This is a genomic window from Azospirillum sp. ST 5-10, assembly GCF_051225715.1.
In the GTDB taxonomy this organism is placed as follows: domain Bacteria; phylum Pseudomonadota; class Alphaproteobacteria; order Azospirillales; family Azospirillaceae; genus Azospirillum.
Map to the genome: position 1 here is coordinate 15,252 of NZ_JBPJSP010000018.1, position 19,705 is coordinate 34,956.

Here is a 19,705-nt window from a genome sequence, read left to right on the forward strand (position 1 = left end):
CGCGGTTCTCGGGGGCACTTGCGGACGGCGCCAGTTTCGGCCATGTCCTGTGCGATGCGCCAGCGCCGAATGTCCCGCCTCGTCCTCCTCAACAAGCCCTACGGCGTGCTGCCGCAGTTCACCGACCGTGCGGAGGGGCGGCCGACCCTGGCCGACTGGGTGCCGGTCAAGGGCGTCTACCCCGCCGGCCGGCTCGACCGCGACAGCGAGGGGCTGCTGGCGCTGAGCGACGACGGCGCGCTGATCGCCCGCATCGCCGATCCCCGGCACAAGCTGCCCAAGACCTACTGGGTGCAGGTCGAGGGCGTGCCCACCGACGAGGCGCTGGAGCGGCTGCGCCGCGGCCTCGTCCTGAAGGACGGGCCGACCCTGCCGGCCGAGGCGTGGACGATGGCCGAACCCGCCGGCCTGTGGCCGCGCGACCCGCCGATCCGCCAGCGTGCCGCCATTCCCACCGCGTGGATCGGCCTCACCCTGCGCGAGGGGCGCAACCGCCAGGTCCGCCGCATGACCGCGGCGGTCGGTTTCCCGACCCTGCGCCTGATCCGCTGGGCGATCGGCGACTGGACCTTGGACGGGCTGGCGCCCGGCGCCTGGCGGGAACTGGCGGTGCCCGGCCCGGGCGGCGGGGAAGGGACGGCGCCGCGACGGCCGGCGGCCGGCGGCTCAGCCCGACGCCGCCGCTGACGGGGCCGTCCGTCCCGGCGCCGTCGCGGCGTAGGGCACGGTGAAGGAGAAGGTGGCGCCGTGGCCCGGCGCGCTTTCCACCCAGATGCGGCCGTGCAGGTGCTCGATGATGCGCTTGCAGATGGCGAGGCCGAGGCCGGTCCCCTGGGGCTTGTCGGTCATGGGATCGCCGACCTGGCGGAAACGGTCGAAGACGACGGCCTGGTGCTCCGGCGCGATGCCGGGGCCGTCGTCGGTCACGTCGACCCGGGCGGCGCCGGCGTCCGCCGTCACCCGCAGGGCGACGCGGCGGCCCGGCGGGGAGAACTTGGCGGCGTTCGACAGCAGGTTGACCGCCACCTGCACCAGACGGTCGGCGTCCCCTTCCACCGGCGGCACCCGGTCGGGGATCGTCACCTCCAGCGCCACCCCCTTGTCGCGGAAGAGCTGGCCGGTGGCCGCGGCCGCCTGCTCCACCGCCGCGGCGAGGTCGACGGGGCCGATCGCCCATTCCACCTCGCCCGCCTCGATCTTCGCCATGTCGAGCACCTGGTTGATCAGACGGGTCAGGCGCTCGCTCTCCTTGATGATGGTGTTGAGGAACTCCGCCCGCTGCTCCGGCTCGATGTCGGGATGGTCGTAGAGGATCTCCGACAGGGCGCGGATCGAGGTCAGCGGCGTGCGCAGCTCGTGGGTCACCGTCGACAGGAACTCGTCCTTCAGCCGGTCCAGCTCCTTCAGCCGGTCGTTGGCGGCGCGCAGGGCGGCCGACGTCCGCTCCAGCTCCGCCGTCTTGTGCTCGAGCTGGCGGCTGTACTCGATGACGTGGCTGGTCTCGTCCAGCATGCGCATCAGTTCGGGCATGCTCACCTCGGCGCCCTTGACCGCCGAGGCCAGGGCGACCCGGGCCGAGGCGGCGCCGATGGCGCCGGCCAGTAGCCGCTCGGCGAAGCGCACCAGCTCGGCCCCGGCACGGCGCTGCGGCTGCAGGGGCTGCTGGCTGCGGGCGGCGTACTGCTCGAACGCGGCCTCGGCGCGCTGCGGCCCGACGAAGCGGGCGACGATGCGCTTCAGGTCGCCCACCGTGGCGCTGCCGCGCCACTGGCCGATGCCGGCGAACGCCGCCGCGTCGCCCTGCTGCTCGTAGACCTCGACGAAGGCGGTGGCCTGGGCGCGCTCGCCCGGCGTCGGCCGGTCGAACAGCGACACCGCGACGTACAGGCCGATGTTGAACAGCATGCTCCAGAACAGCGCGTGGGTCAGCGAATCCATGCCGTCCAGCCCGAACAGGGCGTAGGGGCGCAGCAGCTCGACGCCCCAGGGGCCGGCCTCGATGAAGGAGGCGGGCAGCCAGCCCGAGCGGGCGAAGCTGGGCAGCAGCAGGGTGTAGGTCCAGGTGAGGATGCCGGCTCCCAGCCCCGCCAGCGCGCCGCGCCGCGTCGCCCCGGTCCAGTAGATGCCGCCGATCAGCGGCGGCGCGAACTGCGCCACCGCGGCGAAGGAGATCAGGCCGATCGCCACCAGCGCGTAGGCGGAGCCGGCGAAGCGGAAATAGGCGTAGCCGAGCAGCAGGATGGCGACGATGGCGACGCGCCGGATGGTGAGCAGCAGGCGCGAGACGTCGCTGGCGCGCTCCAGCTCGGCGCGGCGGAAGCGCAGCAGGGCCGGCATGATGAGGTCGTTGCACACCATGGTCGAGAGCGCCACGGTCTCGACGATGATCATGCCGGTCGCCGCCGACAGGCCGCCGATGAAGGCGGCCAGCGCCAGCCAGCGCTGGTCGGCGGCGAGCGGCAGCGCCACCATGAAGACGTCGGGATCGACGCTGTGGCCGGGGAAGCGCAGCAGCCCGGCGACCGCCACCGGCAGCACGAACAGGTTGATCAGCACCATGTAGAGCGGGAACAGCCAGAGCGCCCGCGTCAGGTGGCGCTCGTCCACGTTCTCGATCACCATCACCTGGAACTGCCGGGGCAGGCAGAGGACGGCGGCCATCGACAGCAGCGTCATCGTCACCCAGGTGCCGTCGCCGAGCGCCGGCGCCGCGGTGAACAGGCGGGCGATCTCCGGATGGGCGGCCCCCCGCTCGAAGAGGACCGCCGCCCCCTCGTGCAGGCTCCACACCACCATGACGCCGACGGCCAGGAAGGCCAGCAGCTTGACCAGGGATTCCAGGGCGACCGCCGCCACCATGCCCTCGTGGTGCTCGGCCGCGTCGATGTGGCGGGTGCCGAAGACGATGGCGAAGGCCGCCATCACCACCGCCACGTAGAAGGCGTTGTCCAGCGCCACCGGCAGGGTCAGGCCGCCGGTCAGACCGGTGGGGTCGGCGCCGGTCAGCACCGCGAAGCTGACCGACACCGCCTTGAGCTGCAGGGCGATGTAGGGGGTGATGCCGACCACCGCGGTGGCGGTGACTAGCCCGGCCAGCCCCTGGCTCTTGCCGTAGCGCGAGGCCAGGAAGTCGGCGATCGAGGTGATGCGCTGGACCTTGGCGATCCGCAGGATCTTACGCAGCACCAGCGGCCCCAGCACCATCAGCAGGGTCGGGCCGAGATAGATCGGCAGGAAGCCGATGCCCAGGCTGGCCGCCCGGCCGACCGAGCCGTAGAAGGTCCAGGTGGTGCAGTAGACCGCCAGCGACAGCGCGTAGACCGAGGGCGAGGCGATGACGCTGCGGCCGGCGTCGGCGCGCCGGTCGGCCCAGTAGGCGATGGCGAACAGGCCGAGGAGATAGGCGAAGGACGCGGCGACGACCGGCTGCCAGCCCATGGACATCACCCTCCGCGGTCGCGCTCCAGGTGCAGCGCCAGCAACCCGACGACGGCCGCCCAGACGCCGAGGATGTACACGTAGAGGAGGGGCCAGCCGAACAGCGTGTCGCCGGCACCGAAGACGCGCAGCAGCGGCGGGTTGAAGAGGATGGCGCCCAGCAGGAACAGCGCCACCACCCGGTCCGCCCCCGGCCGGACCCGCCGGCCCCCGGTGGCGGGCGGGTCGCCCGGACGGTCGCCCGCCGCCCCGGCCATCAGAACACGCGCTCCCGCTGCGCCAGCTCGACCAGGATGTTGGCGGCGCGGATGGCGTCGTCGAGCGTGCGCACGTCGCGTTCGCGCAGCATGTCGATCATCCGCACGAACACGGCCGCGGTGACCAGGCTGTCGCCCAGCGCGGTGTGGCGGTCGACCACCCGCACGCCCAGGCGCTGGGCGATGCCGTCCAGGGTGTGGTCGCCGTCGACCCCCTGCAGCATGCGCGACAGCAGCATGGTGTCGAGCACCGGGTTGTCGAACCGCACCCCGGCCTGGCGCTCCTTCATCTTCAGGAACTTCAGGTCGAAGGCGGCGTTGTGGGCGACGATCACCGCCCCCGACACGAAGGCGCGGAACTGCGGCAGCACCTTGTCGATGGTCGGCCGGTCGACCACCATGTCGTCGGTGATGCCGTGGAACTGCACGGATTCCGGCGGGATGCGGCGCTTCGGGTTGACCAGCGTGCTGAAGGTCTCGCCGGTCAGGATGCGGCGGTTGACGATGCGCACCGCGGCGATCTGGATGATCTCGTCGCCGCCCGACGGCGACAGGCCGGTGGTCTCGGTGTCGAACACGACGTAGTGCAGCGCCTCCAGCGGCGTGCTGCCGAGCCCGCTGGTCGCCAGCGGCTGGTGCATCAGCCCGAAGTCGAAGAACTCGGCGCGGGCCGGCGGCCGGCTCCGCTGGGCCGCCGCCGAGGGCGGCGACAGGGCGGGCGGCAGCGGCAGCCGCAGGCGGGCGACGCCGTCGCGCCCGGCCACCGCTTCGCTCCACATCTCCGAGCGGTGGTGCTGCAGCACGTCGGCGACGGTGAGGCCGCCCAGCGCGTCGGCCAGCGGCTGGTCGAGCCAGCCGTCGACCGTGCTGCTCGGCAGGAGCACGCCCTCCCAGGCGATGTCGACGTAGACCCAGCGTTCGGCGCTCTCGGCGGAGAGGTCGAAGGACGTCGCGCCGGTGCGGGCGTGGATCTGCCCGATCAGGTGGTCGAGCAGGACGACGAGGCTGTAGCTGTCGCCGTGCAGCCATTGCGGCAGGCCGGTCGGCGTCACCGCATAGCCGTCCCGCGGCGCGACGCGGTGACGCACCAGGTTGAGCAGGTTGGCGCTGTGCACGTCGCTCATCGGCCAGGTGCCGGTCACCACGCTGCGGTACTCGCCGGTGATGCGCTCCAGCCGGTCGGACAGGGCGCCGGTGGCCTCCAGGAGGACCGCCTCGAAGGCGGCCCGCTCCTGCGGCCCGAGGTCCGGGGTGTCGGCCAGCGTCTCCAGGGCGGCGCGCAGGTTGGCGACGGGGCCGCGGAACCCCTCGGTGGCCTCGCGCAGCAGGCGGTCGCGCTGGCCCAGCGCCGCCAGCTCGCGGGTGGCGTCCTCCAGGGTCAGGACGTAGCCGGTGACGGCGGGCGGCGCCCCGCCCTCGCCGTCCTGGAGCATCACGCTCATGCGGCCGGTCAGCAGGATGCGCCCGTCGGTGGTGCCGCCGACGAACTGCGCCGTGGTGCCGTGGGCGTGGGTCAGGTGCCGGCCCTCGCGCACCCGCAGCGTGAGGCGCTCCAGCGTGTGGTCGACCGGCTCCGGCAGCAGGAAGTGGAGGAGGTTGCGGCCGAGCCCGAGATCGCCGGTGAGGTGCAGCAGGTCGAGGGCGGTCTGGTTGTAGAGCAGGATCTGGTGCTTCAGGTTGCAGACCAGCACGCCCTCGTGCAGGTCGCGCAGGATGGCGCCCAGGCGGGCCTTCTGCTCCTCCGCCTCGGCGGTCGACTCGGCGACGGCGCGGTCGATGTCGCGGCGGGTGGCGACCAGCCGGTCGGCGAGGTCGTTGAGGGCGACGGCGATGGGCGCCAGGTCGGCGTAGCGCTCCACCGGGATGTGCGCCCCGGCGCCGGCGTGGGCCAGCACGCGGGCCTCGCCGGCGAGCGCGTTGCCGGCGCGCAGGAGGAAGCGGTCGATCACCACCCACAGGAAGCCGAAGCCGGCGATCAGCGCCAGCGTCATCGCCGAGGCGTAGGCGACCAGCGGGTTCGGCTGGGCGTCGCGCATGGCGATGGCGCCCAGCACCGCCAGCAGGACGAGCAGGGCGCCGATGCCGCGGACGGCGAGCGGGATGAAGCGACGGGAGGCGGGTGGCGGCCGGCGCGCCGGCGGTGCCGGCGGGTCGGCCCCCGGCGGGGCCGGCGGGGCCGGCGCGGTCACGGGAGCGCTCCCTCGGGCTGCAGGTACTTGCGGACCGTGGCGACGAGATCGCGCGTGGAGAAGGGCTTGGTGACGTAGTCGGTGGCCCCCAGCGCCAACCCCTTCTGCCGCTCGACGTCGCGGCTCTTGGCGGTGAGCATGATGATGGGGAGGCTCTTCCAGCGCGGGTCGGCGCGCAGCGACTGGCAGACGTCGAAGCCGTCGCGCTTGGGCATCATGGCGTCGAGCAGGATCAGGTCGGGCGCCGCCTCCGCCACCGCCGCGATCGCCTCCTCGCCGTTGCGGGCGATGCGCACCGCGTATCCCGCCTTCTCGAGGAGCACTTGCAGGGACATGACGATGCTGGGCTCGTCGTCGGCCACGAGAATGGTCGGCTTCATGACGGCGGTCCTCCGGTGCGTCGGTCCTTGCGGCCGATCATTGTTTGTTTGGGAAGGCAACACAGTGTCCGCATGTTACCGTTCCGGGTAACGGCAGATCAAGCCACACCCCGCCGGTTGCCGGGACCGCCGGCCCGCCCCGGTCAGCGCGTGCCGAGGACGATGGGGGAGAGGCCGAGCTCGCGCTTCAGCGCGTCGGCGGTCCGTGCGGCGTCGCCGCGCGACTGGTAGCCGCCGACCCGCACCGCGGTCCAGGCCCGCTCCGACCCGTCCACCCAGTCCATGGCGAAGGCACGGTAGCCGCGGTCGGCGAGGCGCCGCACCAGGGTGTCGGCGTTGCGCGCCTCCTGGAAGGTGCCGACCTGCACGACGAAGCGGCCCGACGCCGATGCCGGGGGGGCGCTCCGGCGGGGGGCCGGGGCCGCCGCCGCCGCCGCCGCCGGTGGCGGAGCGGGCGCCACCGACAGCGCGGCCTGAAGCTCGCCCGTGGAGGACGGTGCCGCGGCCGGCGCGCCACCCTCGGCCTCCATCTCCTCGTCGCCGGCGAGCTCCTCGTCGGCCGCCAGCTCCTCCAGCGGCGGCTCCGTCGGGGCCTGCACGGCGGCGGCCGGCGGCGGGGCGGTGTGGGCCGGCGCCGCCGGCGGGACTTGGGCCGGGACTTGGGCCTGGGCGGGGGCCTGGGCGGGGGTCTGGGCCTGGGCGGGGCCATGGGCGGCCGGCATCGCCGGCACGGTCCCGGCGCCGGCGGGCGGGGGCGGCACCTCGGCGGCGGCCGGCGCCTCGTCCGGCGGCGGTTCGGTCGGGGCCGGGCGCAGCAGGAGCGGCGGCGGTTCGTCCGACGACGCGCCGCCGCGCGCCGGGATCACCGTCGTTCCGACAGCCGCGAGGCGGGAGGCGGCGGGCGCCGGAGGAGCGTCGGGCGCCGGGGCGGCGGTTTCGGCGACGACGGCGGGGGAGGGCGCGACCGGCGTGCCGTCCCTGCCGTACGAATCGAGCAGGATGACGCCGAGCCCGACGCCGGCGGCCGCGAACAGCGCCACCGCGATCTTGCCGAACGGGATCGTTCGTGCCGGCTCGACCGGCTCGTCGTCCTCGTCGTCGGCCGGCTCGTCCTCGTCGCCGAGCCGGCCGCCCTTGAGATCGTCGTTGATGGCCCGCAGGAGCTGCGCGATGTCGTCCTTCTCCGCGGCGGCGGCGTCCATCGTCTGGTCCTTGGTCACGGCAGGGGGTTCACCCGATCTGTCCCGGATGTCCGCCGGCGGATCCACGCGCGGAGCCGCGAACGGAACAGGACCGTTCTACTCCATTCCGGCGAGTCGCGAAACGGCCGATGCGCCGTGGGCGCGTGAGAAAGAACGGACCGCTCAGCCCTGCGCCGCCGGTTCCTCGGCGGTGGCGGGGCGGCGGCGGATCGCCGGCAGGTGGAGCAGCAGGGCGGCGGCGACGTAGACCGACGAGAAGGTGCCGAGCAGGATGCCGAAGGTCAGCGCCAGGGTGAAGTTGAACAGCGCGCTGCCGCCGAACAGCAGCAGCGGCAGGATCGCCAGCAGGGTCGTGCCGGAGGTGAGGACGGTGCGCGACAGGGTCTGGTTGACCGCCTGGTTGATCACCGACGCCATGTCGAGCTGCTTGTGGCGCCGCATCATCTCACGGATGCGGTCGAACACCACCACCGTGTCGTTGATGGAATAGCCCGCCAGGGTCAGCAGCGCCGCCACCGCGGTCAGGTCGAACTCGAGCTGGAAGATGGTGAAGAGGCCGAGGGTCACGATGACGTCGTGCGCCGTGCAGATCAGCGCCGCCATGCCGAACTGCCACTCGAAGCGGAAGGCGACGTAGGCGGTGATCGCCAGCACCGCCAGCACGGTGGCGAGGATGCCGTCCTGCAGCAGCTCGCCGCCCACCTTCGGCCCCACCAGTTCGACCCGGCGGTACTCCCAGCCGCTTCCCAGCACGCCGCGCACGGTTTCGATGGCGGCGCGGTTGGCCGCCTCGCCGCCCTCCTGCTGCTGCACCCGGATCAGGATGTCGCGCGGGCCGCCGAACTCCTGCAGCTCCACGGCGCCGAGATCGGCGGCGGTGAGGCGCTGGCGCAAGCCGCCGACGTCGATGTCGTGGTCGGCCTTGGCCTCGATCAGGATGCCGCCGGCAAAGTCGATGCCGAGGTTCAGACCCTGCACCGCCAGCGACCCGATCGTGAGGACGAACAGCGCGATCGAGAACGCGTACGCGAACTTCCGCTTGCCGATGAAATCGAAATGCGGATTGTCGGAGACGAGGCGCAGCAGACGCATCGGTGACTTCCTGGGGTTGGAGCCGGTGGGCCGATCCGCCTGGGCTTAGCGGCTTTTGCCGCGCCGGGCAAGGGCACATGCGGGGCGGCCGCCCCGGGGGCCGATCAAGGTGTTAAATCTGTTGAACGTGCTTTAGCGATGTGTGAAATATCCGGCCGGTTGCACACCAGTGTCGCGCGGTTGGCGGGCAATTCCACATGGACGTCCGTCCCCCTGGGAACGGACGCTTGTCCCCGCCAAGGTGACGCTCCCATAATGCGCGCCCGTTGCGTCAGCGGATCGGAGCCGGAAGCGGCATGACATTCGACCAGGTCTTCGTGCTCGTGCTGCTGGTGGCGGTTCTCGTCGCCTTCATCCGCGAGTGGGTGCCGCCCGACATCGTCGCGCTGGCGACCACGGCGGCGCTGCTGGCCGCCGGCGTGCTGACCACCGACGAGACCCTGGAGGTCTTCTCCAATCCCGGGGTGATCACGGTCGGGGCGATGTTCGTCCTGTCGGCGGCGCTGGAGCGCACCGGCTGCATCGAGGCGCTGGGCGACGCCGCCACCCGCTGGGTGGGGCGGACGCGCCGGCTGGCGCTGCTCGGCATCGTCGGGCTGGCGGTGGCCGTGTCGGCCTTCATCAACAACACGCCGGTGGTGGTGATCCTGACGCCGGTGGCGATCCGGCTCTGCCACCACATCAAGATCGCCCCCTCGAAGATGCTGATCCCGCTGTCCTACGCGGCGATCTTCGGCGGCACCTGCACCCTGATCGGCACCTCCACCAACCTGCTGGTGGACGGCGTGGCGCAGCGCCTGGGGCAGCCGGCCTTTGGGCTGTTCGAGATCGCCCCGCTCGGCGCCATCATGGCGGTGCTCGGCATCGTCTATCTGCTGCTCTTCAGCGACCGCCTGCTGCCCAGCCGCGAGACGGTGGCCTCGCTGATGGACGGGCTGCCGCAACGCCAGTTCCTGACCGAGATGATCGTGCTTCCCGACGCGGCGGTGATCGGCAAGTCGCTGGAGGAGGCGAAGCTGACCAAGCTGGAGGGGGGACGGGTCATCGACGTCGTGCGCGGCGACGACAGCCAGCGCCGCCAGCTCCCGGCGGTGCGCCTCCAGGCCGGCGACCGGCTGGTCATCAAGACGGCGGTGGAGGGGCTGATGGGGCTGCGCGAGCGCGCCGGCATCGGCTTCGATCCCGACGACCGCTTCCAGGAGGTGGCGACCCGGCGCACCGTCCTGGTCGAGGGCATCGTCGGCCCGCGCTCCAGCTTCGTGAACCACCGCCTGTCGGAATTCAACCTGCGCCGGCGCTACGGCGTCTACATCATCGCCGTCCACCGCCAGGGGGAGAACCTGCGCGGCAAGTTCGAGGACGTGCGGCTGGAGGTCGGCGACACCGTGCTCCTGGAGGGGCCCGGCGACGGCATCCGCCGGCTGGTCGATTCCGGCGACCTCATCAACCTCACCCAGCCCGAACACCATCCCGTGCGCACCGACAAGGCGTGGATCGCCGTGGCGGCGGTGCTGGCCGTGGTCGTGCTGTCGTTCCTGGAGGTGATGCCGATCGCCGGGCTGGCGCTGATCGCCGCCGTCGCGGTGGTGCTGCTGGGCTGCATCCCCCACTCCGAGCTCTACAAGTCGGTGGAGTGGCGCATCCTCTTCCTCATCTTCGGCATGCTGCCGCTCGGCATCGCGTTGGAGAAGACCGGGGTCGTCGAGCTGCTGGCGGTGGGGGTGACCGACCATCTCGGCCATTTCGGCCCGCGGGTGGTGCTGATGCTCCTCTACCTGCTGGCCATGGTCCTCACCGAGGTCGCCAGCAACAACGCGGTCGGCGTGCTGCTGACCCCGATCGCCATCGGCATCGCCCACCAGCTCGGCGTCGACCCGCGGCCGTTCATCATCACGGTGATGTTCGCCGCCTCCGCCGCCTTCTCCACCCCCATCGGCTACCAGACGCACCTCTTCGTCTACGGCGCCGGCGGCTACAAGTACCTGGACTTCGTGCGCATCGGCCTGCCGCTCAATCTCGTCTTCTGGATCGTCGCCAGTCTGCTGATCCCGGTGTTCTGGCCGTTCTGAGCGCTCAAGACCTTGGTTGAGCCGAGTTTCTAGAAAACGAAGATTGGAAGATTTGAAGATCAATATTATAATCTTCCGATCTTTCAATCTTCGTGTTTTTCATCCGAACGTCCGCCGGTGGGCCGGGTCAGCCGCCGCTCACGGCCGTCATCACGAACACCTCGGCGTCCGGCGCCAGCGGGGTGTCGAGGGTGGCGCGCTCGCCGGCGACGAAGACGTTGATGTGGCGGCGGATCGCCGGCGTCGAATCGCAGAGGCGGTCGCGCATGCCCGGCCAGCGCTCGTCCAGCGCCTCCATCAGTTCGGCGACCGTCGACGCGGAAACGTCGAGGCGCCGCACCGAGCCGGGGAACAGGCTGACCAGCGGCGCCGGCAGGTGGACGAGCACCATCGCCTATCCTCCCACCGCGAGGGTCTCCACCGAGAGGATGGCCGGCAGGTCACGGGCGATGCAGCCCCAGCGCTCGCCCTCGTCGGCGCTGGCGTAGAGGGCGCCGCCGCCGGTGCCGAAGTAGATCCCGGCGGGGCTCAGCCGGTCGGTCGCCATGGCCTGGCGCAGCACGCCGACATAGGCGTTCTCCTGCGGCAGCCCCTCGCGCAGCGCCGCCCAGGTGGCGCCGCCGTCGCGGGTGCGCCACACCGCCACCTTGGCGTCGGGAACGAACCGGCCGACGGAATCGCCGTTGAGCGGCAGCAGGTAGAGCGTGTCCGGGTCGTGCGGGTGGGCGGCGGCCGGGAAGCCGAAGCTGGAGGGCAGACCGGCCTCGATGCTCGTCCATTCCCGGCCGCCGTCGTCGCTGCGGTACATGCCGCAGTGGTTCTGCTGGTAGAGACGGTCGGGACGGCCCGCCGCCATCGCCAGGCTGTGCACGCATTGGCCGTGGTCGGGATACCGCTGGCCTTCGGGGAGGTAGTCGCACCGCGTGCCGCGGTTGCGCGGCTCCCACGTCGCCCCGCCGTCGGCGCTGTGGAAGACGCCGCCGGTGGAGATGCCGACCCAGATCCGCCGCGGGTCGTCCGGGTGCAGCAGGATCGAGTGGAGGATCAGGCCGCCGCCGCCCGGCTGCCAGTCCGGCCGTGAGGGATGGTCGCGCAGGCCTGCAACGTGGCTCCAGGACCGGCCGCCGTCGGCGCTGCGGAACAGGCCGGCCGGCTCGACGCCGGCGTAGAGGACGCCGTGGCCGGCCGCCAGGCTCCACACGGCCTTGACCGGAGCCTCGCCGGCCGGGTACGCCAACCCCTCGCTGGAATGGCTCCAGGTGGCGCCGAAATCGTCGGACCGCCAGACGGCCGGCCCGAACCATTCGTTGCCGCCGCCGGCGTAGAGGACGCCGGTCGCCGGGTCGGCGACGGCGTGGTTGACCGGCCACGTCTCGCAAAACGGGCCGCGCAGCGTCCACCGCGCCCGTCCGGCGTCACTGTCGAGGACGAAGGCCCCCTTCTTGGTTCCCACGAGGATGAAAACCCGTTCCGCCATGCCGTCCTCCCTGTGCGGCGTTTTGTCCCTTCCGGGGGACTGGACAGCTACGTTGATATCAACATTATTAGGTCATGTCAAAAGAACGCGGGTCGCCCGTTCCCTATGAAACCACCTTGCTGGTGCGCGACAGCTGCCTGTGTCTCCACGCGCAGCGGGCGGCGCGTGCGCTGGCCCGCCGCTACGACGAGGCGCTGCGACCGGTCGGCTTGACCAACGGCCAGTTCTCCCTGCTGATGTCGCTGAACCGGCCGGAGCCGCCGGGGTTGGGCAGCGTCGCCGCGCTGCTGGCGATGGACCGTACGACGCTGACGGCGGCGCTGAAGCCGTTGGAGCGGCGCGGCCTGATCACGGTGGCGGTGGACCCGGCCGACCGCCGCGGCCGCCTGCTGGCGCTGACCGACGCCGGGCGGGCGCTGCTCGCCCGGGCGCTGCCGCTGTGGGAAGCGACCCAGGCCGCCGTCGGACGCCTGCTTGACGAGGGCGGGCCCGACCGCGTGCGCGCCGACCTGCTGGCCCTGTCCTGAGCGCGCCCGGTCCCGGTCAGCCCAGCCGGACGCGGTCGGCCGGCGTCTCGACCGGCCGGTAGCCGGCGTGCTCCGGGATGCGGAACACCGGCCCCGCCGCCGTCTCCACCAGCCGCGGCAGCACGAGCACCGGCGGTGCGCGCCGTGCCGCGGCGACCGCCGCGGCGACCGTCGCACAGGCGGCCAACCGCAGCAGGTTCATGCGCGTCGCGAAGACGAGCCGCAGGTCCCCCGCGTCGTCCGCCCCGACCAGGCGGCGCGGCGTGTCCCAGCGCCAGGCCACCGCCTCCGCGCCGTCCACGCGGGCATCCTGGCCCGTCGGCGCCGCCGCCAGAAAGAACACGGTGTCGAAGCGGCGGCGGAGCGTCTCCGGCGTCTGCCAATGGGCGAAGGGCACAAGCGCGTCGACGTCGGGCACCAGCGCTTCGCGCCGCATCGCCTCGGCGAACGGCAGCGCCGGGTCGATGCGGGCCGTGCGCGCCGGCTCGACCGGCGCACCGGTCGCCCGCTCCCGCGCCAGCAGGATCCCGCACTCCTCCCAGGTCTCGCGGACGGCGGCGATGCGGCGCGCCCGGTCCACAGCGGGGGGCAGGTCGGCCCAGGCCGGGTCGTGGTCGGCCGGATCGAGGCATCCCCCGGGAAACACCGTGGCCCCGGCGGCGAAGCTCAGGGCGGCGTGCCGTTCGATCGTCAGGACCTCGAGCCCGTCGGCGCCGTCGCGCAGCAGGATGAGGGTCGCCGCCGGACGCGGGTCGGCCGGCGATGCGGTGGCGGGGTCGTCGCGCAGCGCGCTCACCCCCGGTAGGGGTGTTCGGCGATCCAGTGGCGGGCGATGTCGATGCGCCGCGTCACCCACACCCGGTCGTGGGAGGTCACGTAGTCGAGGAAACGGGCCAGCGCCGCGGCCCGCCCGGGACGGCCGACGAGGCGGCAGTGCAGGCCGACCGACAGCATCCGCGGCCGCTCCGCCCCTTCGGCGTAGAGCACGTCGAAGCTGTCCTTGAGGTAGGCGAAGAACTGGTCGCCGCTGTTGAAGCCCTGGCTCGTCGCGAACCGCATGTCGTTGGCGTCGAGCGTGTAGGGCACGATCAGCTGGGGCCGGCCGTGGCTGGCGTCCCAGTAGGGCAGGTCGTCGGCGTAGGAGTCGGCGTTGTAGAGGAAGCCGCCCTCCTCGGCGACGAGGCGCCAGGTGTTGGGGCTGCAGCGGCCGAGGTACCAGCCGAGCGGCCGCTCGCCGGTGACGCGGGTGTGGACCTCGATGGCGCGCAGCATGTGCTCGCGCTCGACCTCGGCCGGCAGGTGCTGGTAGTCGATCCAACGCCAGCCGTGGGTGGCGATCTCCCAGCCCGCCTCCCGCATCGCCGCCACCGCCTCGGGATTGCGCTCCAGGGCCATGGCGACGCCGTAGACGGTGACCGGCAGGCGGCGCTCGGCGAACATGCGGTGCAGCCGCCAGAAGCCGGCGCGCGAGCCGTACTCGTAGATCGACTCCATGTTCATGTGCCGCATGCCCGCGATGGGCTGGGCGCCGACGATCTCCGACAGGAAGGCTTCCGAGGCGGCGTCGCCGTGCAGCACGCAGTTCTCGCCGCCCTCCTCGTAGTTGATGACGAACTGCACCGCGATGCGCGCCCCGCCCGGCCAGTTGGCACGGGGCGGCTCCGCGCCGTAGCCGATCATGTCGCGGGGGTAGGCGGGGGGCGGCGGCGTCTGGCTCATGACGGGGCGGTCTCGTCCGACGGTTGGTCCGGAATCTGGTAGCGCAGGATAACCGGCATTTAAAGGCTGCGGAATACCAATGGTGATCTACGGACGGCGAACGGCCCGGCAATCTGTTGTCTTAAGAATTTGTCAGAGGGGCGCCGGATGACAGAGATCAGTTCCAAGTGCAAGGATGGAGCGACAGCAATGTATGACAACGTAGATAATAATATGTATATGAACACATTATATGGAATATCAGTGATATAACTCTGAATTATTTTCAATAATTTCTCGCGCGACCAAAATTTAACCATCTATATATTACTGATATCCACGAACTGCGCAGTAATATTGTCGCAGCCAAGTTCGCCAGCTTTTTCATCAAAATAGAGCTGAGGAGGCCACTTCATGTGGTGTTCTATTGTTCGTGATAATGATAGCACAGTAGTTCGCGCCCAGTCTGCTAATTTTATGAATCCAAGAGACGCCGCCCAGTCAATTCCATGCATCTCACTCTTCTTAATTCCGGCTGCCCGTACGGCTTCCAGAACTCGCCGTCGCCATTGACTGCGCTTGGAGGGAACTGGAACAAAATGAAAAACCTCGTTACGCACATTCGAGAGAACTGCGATTTGATAAAGGAACTTTGTATCGCATAATTCCGGAACTTGCAACACATACGCAAATTCTTCAACTTTCTGTCGACAAAAAGGTGAAATTGCTACTGTATAGCTTGATTCTATTAAGTCTTCTTGCCTGGTTATTAGGTGAATCCGGCCAAGAATTGAGTTAAGCAGGCAGTCTGCTGCCGTGCAATATATTCCAACCACAGAAGGAACCAGGGGGGAAATACAAGAAGTTCTTGTTGCCGCGTCGTTGGCTGCTAATCTGTGAAGTCGCGTTGCAGCATCCCAATGGCCATGTGTGATGTCTGAGAACATTTTCACATTGTCTTCAGACTTATAAGCATCAACAGGTAGATGAATTCGACGAAACGCAACTCGTGGTCGTTGCGGGGGCTTGATCTCTTCTGACATGATATTCTCCCATCATCTTCTCTGCTGATGCCTATGATAAAATGTCCCAGAGGCATTTGAAATATTGCTTTTTTTGCCCACGTTGAATGACTTTCTGTAAAAAATCGTTCCCAACAATTGAAAATATCCAGAGTGGTTTATCTTCTCTAGGGTTCCGTGCGTTTAACAAGAAACGCGCGGAACCCAATGTCTTTGTCCGACGAGTGGAATCACGCTTTAAATTGATTTCGATTTTGCGCGATCCGCTCTAGATGTTATTGCGTGGCTAGTTTGATTGTTTGGGTGAATAGGTTAGCGTCATGGTTCATAACGGCGCGGTCTCGTCCGACGGTTGGTCCGGGATCTGGTGGCGCAGGATAACCGGCATCTGCAGCGCGCTGAACAGCAGAGTGAGCGGCAGGATGCCGAACACCTTGAAGTTCACCCAGTCGTCGGTGGACAGGCTGCGCCACACCACCTCGTTCAGCACCGCCAGCGCCAGGAAGAACCAGGCCCAGCGGAAGCCGAGGATGCGCCAGCCCTCGTCGCGCAGGTTCATCACCGTGCCCAGCAGGTGCTTGAGCACGTTGCGGCGGAACAGGTGGGCGGTGAACAGGACGGTGGCGAACAGCAGGTTGACGAGCGTCGGCTTCAGCTTGATGAAGAGGTCGTCGTTCAGCCACAGGGTCAGCCCGCCGAAGATCAGCACGAAGGCGCAGCCGACCACCGGCATCACCGGCACCTTGCGCTCGACGTGCCAGGAGAGGGCGAGCGCCACCATGGTGGCCACCATGAACACCGCGGTGCCGGTCATGATGCCGAAACGGGCGTTGGCGAAGAAGAAGGCGGCGAGGGGGCCGGCTTCGATCAGGAGGCGGGCGAACGGATTCATGGTCCTTCACATAGCCCGTCCGACGGCGGGCGAAAAGGGTGAAGGCGCATCAGAACAGCACCGACAGGCGGATCGAGCCGTAGGCGGTGATGCCGTCCTGCTCGTCGAACTCCGGCGAGGTGAAGCTCTGGGCGTACGACAGGGCGACCGCACCCCAGCGCGCGGTGAGACCGACCTGGGCGCTGCCGACCAGCGGAATGCGGTCGACGCTGTGGCTCGACCGGAAGGTGTTGCCGTCGAGGAAGATGTTGCGCGCCACCGCCCGCGCCTCGGCGGAGGCGTAGACGTACCAGGAGAAGGGGGCGGGGCGGTCGGCGTCCTGGAAGGGGATGGAGGCGGTCGGCCGGGTCACCAGGGCGCCCACCGGCGGGCCCATGTTCTGCCCCAGCCGCACCGTGAAGCCGGCCCCGGCGTAGGTCAGCACGTTGCCCGCCGCCCCGGCGGCGTGGGGCGAGAGATCCACCTCCAGCGGGCCGAACGGCGCCGGCTCGCCGCGCCAGACGTGCTCGTAGCTGAGGATGAGGCCCGGCTCGTTGTCGATCTGGTTGTGCCAGCCCTCGGGGTGCGTGGCGCCGGGCACGATGCTGTGCACGAGCTTCTGCGTCGGCTCGGCGAGCGAGGCCGGGCCGACCATGCCGACATCGATGTCCAGCCGGTCCACCGCGCTCGGCGTCGTCTGCAGCAGCGACAGCCGGCCGTACAGCCAGCCGGCATAGGGACGGTCGTCCTCGATCAGGTCGCGGCGGGTCAGGTCCTCGGGCGTGTAGATCGTCTGCCCCAGGGCGAAGCCGTAGCGCCGTCCCGCCCGTTCCCCCGGCGGCGTCAGCCGGTCGGCCAGCCAGTCCAGCACGCCGAGCGACGGCTTCTCGTCGGAGAGGTAGTAGAACTGCGCGCCGTTCGTGTAGTAGCGGTCGGTGCCCGAGAACAGGTCGTTGTCGAGCCAGAAGCCGAACACGTCCTGCGCCGCCGCCGGAGCGGCACCGCCCACCGCCACCGCGATTCCCAGCGCCGCCGTCAGCCGCCGCACCGCCATGCCACCGTCTCCCGTCTCGTTCACATCGCTCTGCGAAATGGGAGGCGGCAGGGGCGGATGCAAACCGGTTCGGCACACCTCACCAAATGACCACGACGCCAAAGGACTGGAACACAGGATCATTGGTGATCAACGGCATCGATTCGATCCGACTCTGGGCCGCAAGCATGCGGTCGAACGGGTCCCGATGCCGTGCATCCAAACTCCCGGCGAGCACCGCGTGAGCCAGTGTGATGTCGAGAAGCCCGATGTGACTGGAGAGGAGGAACCCGTCCAATCGGCGGACCAGATCATCCGCTCCAGGCAGTTTGCCGATGCGCACCTTGGTGGCGATTTCCCAGCTGCTCGCGGCGCTGGCCATCACCATGTTGTCGCCGTTCCCGATCGTGTCGCGGGCCGGACGCGACAGTCTGGGGTCGTCCAACAGCCACCAGAGCAGCGCGTGCGTGTCGAGAAGGACCCTCACCGCTCCCACGCCGCCGTTTCATCGTCGGGCAGTGGGTCGAAGAAAGAATCGGGTACAGAGAACTGGCCCTTGGCGACGCCGGGAATGCGCTTGGCCGCCGATCGGCCAGCGGGCACCAGCCGGGCGACCGGCTTGCCGTCCCGGGCGATGACGACATCCTCGCCATGCCCCACCTGCTCCAGAAGGCGCTCCAGTTGGGTTTGCGCCTCTTGGACCGTCACCATCTTGCCCATGGCCGACTCCATGCCCGATCCGAAGAAGGTGATGCGACGCATGGAGATGGTCAACGGGCATCGCCGATCTCCTACTGGAACGCCACCTCGGCGAAGCTGCGCAGCTTGCGGGAATGCAGGGTCTCCAGCCCGTTCTCGTGCAGCAGTTCCATGGCCAGCACGCCGATCTTGAGATGCTGGTCGACCCGCTCGCGGTAGAAGTGGTCGGCCATGCCGGGCAGCTTCAGTTCGCCGTGCAGCGGCTTGTCGGAGACGCACAGCAAGGTGCCGTAGGGGACGCGGAAGCGGAAGCCGTTGGCGGCGATGGTGGCGGATTCCATGTCGAGCGCGATGGCCCGGCTCTGGCTGAAGCGCTGCAGGGGCTCGCGGTGGTCGCGCAGTTCCCAGTTGCGGTTGTCGATGGTCGCCACGGTGCCGGTGCGCATCAGGCTCTTCAGCGCGTAGCCCGACAGGCCGGTGATGCGCTCCACCGCCGTCTCCAGGGCGCGCTGCACCTCGGCCAGCGCCGGCACCGGCACCCAGGTCGGCAGATCGGCGTCGAGCACGTGGTCGTCGCGCACGTAGCCGTGCGCCAGCACGTAGTCGCCGAGGCGCTGGGTCGAGCGCAGGCCGGCGCAGTGGCCCAGCATGATCCAGGCGTGCGGGCGCAGCACGGCGATGTGGTCGGTGATGGTCTTGGCGTTGGACGGGCCGACGCCGATGTTGACCAGGGTGATGCCGTTCCCGTCGGGCCGCGTCAGGTGGTAGGCCGGCATCTGCGGCAGGCGCAGCCGGCGGGTCAGCGTCGCCTCGTCGGGGCGGGCGTCGGGATGCAGGTTGCGGTTCGGCGTGACGAGGTCCGACGGCTCGACGAAGCTGTCGTACTGGCGCCGGTAGGCGGCGGCGTCCGGGTCGTCGGTCGGGCTCATGATCTCGTGGGCGAGCTTGATGAACTCGTCCACGTAGAACTGGTAGTTGGTGAACAGCACGAAGTTCTGGAAGTGCTCGGGCGACGTCGCCGTGTAGTGCTTCAGGCGGTGCAGTGAGTAGTCGACGCGGGGTGCGGTGAACAGGGACAGCGGGCGCGGGGCGTCGGCGTCGCAGGTGCCGTTGACGATGGTGTCGTCCATGCGCGCCAGGTCCGGCAGGTCGAACAGGTCGGGCAGGCGCATCAGCCGGTCGCGGGTCAGGTCGCCCTCGACGTAGAGGCCGTCGGGGAAGGCGAAGTGGATGGGGATCGCCTCCTCGCTCACCCCGACCTCCAGCGGCACGCCGTGGTTCTTCAGCAGCAGCCGGAACTGCTCGCGGTAGTAGCCGGCGAACAGGTCGGGGCGGGTCAGGGTCGTCGTGTGCACGCCCGGCCCCTCGACGAAGCCGTAGGACAGGCGGGTGTCGACCGTCGCCACCGTGTCGGTGGTCAGGGTGACGTAGGGATAGCCGGCGTGCACGCGCGCCGGCGGGTCCTCGCCCCGGGTGAAGGCGGTGAAGCGGGCGCGCAGCCAGGCGGCGTTGCGGTCCCAGATGGCCCGCACCTGCGCCAACGCCGCGTCGGCGTCGTCGAAGCGGCCGAGCGGGCCCGGCGGCAGCGGGCCCGGCGGCAACGCTCTGGGCGGCGAGTGGGCGGGATCGGTCATGACGGCTCCGGTGCTCTGCGGGTCCCTTCGGCACCAAACACATGGCACACCGCTCCGCCGCCGCAAAGGGGCACGGAAAACGTGTCCGACCCCGCGCGGACGCATCCGGACATGTTC

The 19,705-nt window shown here is 69.8% G+C and carries 19 protein-coding genes; 3 read left to right on the plus strand and 16 right to left on the minus strand.

All coding sequences use genetic code 11. The features are described from left to right. Positions 1-69 precede the first annotated feature (69 nt). Positions 70-687, plus strand: a complete 618-nt coding sequence (locus ACSBPG_RS19290; protein WP_435538828.1) for a pseudouridine synthase — start codon at positions 70-72, stop codon at positions 685-687. Here ACSBPG_RS19290 and ACSBPG_RS19295 read toward each other — a convergent pair. From ACSBPG_RS19295 to secF, 6 genes are all read right to left on the minus strand, one after another. Then, the gene (locus ACSBPG_RS19295; protein ID WP_435538829.1) at positions 667-3,438 is read right to left on the minus strand and encodes an ATP-binding protein; all 2,772 of its coding nucleotides are present in this window, start codon (positions 3,436-3,438) and stop codon (positions 667-669) included. The genes ACSBPG_RS19290 and ACSBPG_RS19295 overlap by 21 nt on opposite strands. 5 nt (positions 3,439-3,443) lie before the next feature. Continuing rightward, the gene (locus tag ACSBPG_RS19300; protein WP_435538830.1) at positions 3,444-3,695 is read right to left on the minus strand and encodes a hypothetical protein; all 252 of its coding nucleotides are present in this window, start codon (positions 3,693-3,695) and stop codon (positions 3,444-3,446) included. Next, positions 3,695-5,884 (minus strand): exonuclease domain-containing protein, encoded by a 2,190-nt coding sequence (locus ACSBPG_RS19305; protein ID WP_435538831.1) that lies wholly within the window; start codon positions 5,882-5,884, stop codon positions 3,695-3,697. The genes ACSBPG_RS19300 and ACSBPG_RS19305 overlap by 1 nt, the downstream gene beginning before the upstream one ends. Further along, on the minus strand, positions 5,881-6,264 hold the full coding sequence (locus tag ACSBPG_RS19310; protein WP_435538832.1) for a response regulator transcription factor: 384 nt from the start codon (positions 6,262-6,264) through the stop codon (positions 5,881-5,883). Before ACSBPG_RS19310 ends, ACSBPG_RS19305 begins: the two co-directional genes overlap by 4 nt. Positions 6,265-6,407: 143 nt before the next feature. Beyond that, on the minus strand, positions 6,408-7,484 hold the full coding sequence (locus ACSBPG_RS19315; protein WP_435538833.1) for an SPOR domain-containing protein: 1,077 nt from the start codon (positions 7,482-7,484) through the stop codon (positions 6,408-6,410). A gap of 144 nt (positions 7,485-7,628) precedes the next feature. Continuing rightward, positions 7,629-8,558 carry a protein translocase subunit SecF gene (secF, locus tag ACSBPG_RS19320; RefSeq protein ID WP_435538834.1) on the minus strand — a complete coding sequence of 310 codons (930 nt, stop codon included), beginning with the start codon at positions 8,556-8,558 and terminating at the stop codon, positions 7,629-7,631. A gap of 296 nt (positions 8,559-8,854) precedes the next feature. Here secF and ACSBPG_RS19325 point away from each other — a divergent pair, with 296 nt between their 5' ends. Further along, positions 8,855-10,627, plus strand: a complete 1,773-nt coding sequence (locus tag ACSBPG_RS19325; RefSeq protein WP_435538835.1) for an SLC13 family permease — start codon at positions 8,855-8,857, stop codon at positions 10,625-10,627. 127 nt (positions 10,628-10,754) lie between these two features. Here ACSBPG_RS19325 and ACSBPG_RS19330 read toward each other — a convergent pair whose 3' ends face one another. Beyond that, on the minus strand, positions 10,755-11,018 hold the full coding sequence (locus ACSBPG_RS19330; RefSeq protein WP_435538836.1) for a MoaD/ThiS family protein: 264 nt from the start codon (positions 11,016-11,018) through the stop codon (positions 10,755-10,757). A gap of 3 nt (positions 11,019-11,021) precedes the next feature. After that, complete coding sequence (locus ACSBPG_RS19335) at positions 11,022-12,104, minus strand: WD40/YVTN/BNR-like repeat-containing protein (protein WP_435538837.1); 1,083 nt, start codon at positions 12,102-12,104, stop codon at positions 11,022-11,024. A gap of 74 nt (positions 12,105-12,178) precedes the next feature. Here ACSBPG_RS19335 and ACSBPG_RS19340 point away from each other — a divergent pair, with 74 nt between their 5' ends. Continuing rightward, a complete protein-coding gene (locus ACSBPG_RS19340) occupies positions 12,179-12,631 on the plus strand; it encodes a MarR family winged helix-turn-helix transcriptional regulator (protein WP_435538838.1) in 453 nt (150 codons plus the stop codon). Between the two features lie 16 nt (positions 12,632-12,647). Here the strand turns inward: ACSBPG_RS19340 and ACSBPG_RS19345 are convergent, their stop codons facing one another. From ACSBPG_RS19345 to ACSBPG_RS19380, 8 genes are all read right to left on the minus strand, one after another. Continuing rightward, positions 12,648-13,427 (minus strand): NUDIX hydrolase, encoded by a 780-nt coding sequence (locus tag ACSBPG_RS19345; protein ID WP_435538839.1) that lies wholly within the window; start codon positions 13,425-13,427, stop codon positions 12,648-12,650. Further along, positions 13,424-14,350: an allantoinase PuuE gene (puuE, locus tag ACSBPG_RS19350; RefSeq protein ID WP_435538840.1), complete on the minus strand. Its 927-nt coding sequence runs from the start codon at positions 14,348-14,350 to the stop codon at positions 13,424-13,426. Before puuE ends, ACSBPG_RS19345 begins: the two co-directional genes overlap by 4 nt. 299 nt (positions 14,351-14,649) lie before the next feature. After that, on the minus strand, positions 14,650-15,372 hold the full coding sequence (locus ACSBPG_RS19355) for a hypothetical protein (RefSeq protein ID WP_435538841.1): 723 nt from the start codon (positions 15,370-15,372) through the stop codon (positions 14,650-14,652). Between the two features lie 304 nt (positions 15,373-15,676). After that, positions 15,677-16,243, minus strand: a complete 567-nt coding sequence (locus ACSBPG_RS19360; protein ID WP_435538842.1) for a septation protein A — start codon at positions 16,241-16,243, stop codon at positions 15,677-15,679. 49 nt (positions 16,244-16,292) lie between these two features. Continuing rightward, positions 16,293-17,276 (minus strand): lipid A deacylase LpxR family protein, encoded by a 984-nt coding sequence (locus ACSBPG_RS19365; RefSeq protein WP_435538843.1) that lies wholly within the window; start codon positions 17,274-17,276, stop codon positions 16,293-16,295. A 79-nt stretch (positions 17,277-17,355) separates the two neighbouring features. Further along, positions 17,356-17,742, minus strand: a complete 387-nt coding sequence (locus tag ACSBPG_RS19370; protein WP_435538844.1) for a type II toxin-antitoxin system VapC family toxin — start codon at positions 17,740-17,742, stop codon at positions 17,356-17,358. Then, the gene (locus ACSBPG_RS19375; protein ID WP_435538845.1) at positions 17,739-18,029 is read right to left on the minus strand and encodes a type II toxin-antitoxin system Phd/YefM family antitoxin; all 291 of its coding nucleotides are present in this window, start codon (positions 18,027-18,029) and stop codon (positions 17,739-17,741) included. Before ACSBPG_RS19375 ends, ACSBPG_RS19370 begins: the two co-directional genes overlap by 4 nt. A 17-nt stretch (positions 18,030-18,046) precedes the next feature. Then, positions 18,047-19,588, minus strand: a complete 1,542-nt coding sequence (locus ACSBPG_RS19380; RefSeq protein ID WP_435538846.1) for an AMP nucleosidase — start codon at positions 19,586-19,588, stop codon at positions 18,047-18,049. Positions 19,589-19,705 lie beyond the last annotated feature (117 nt).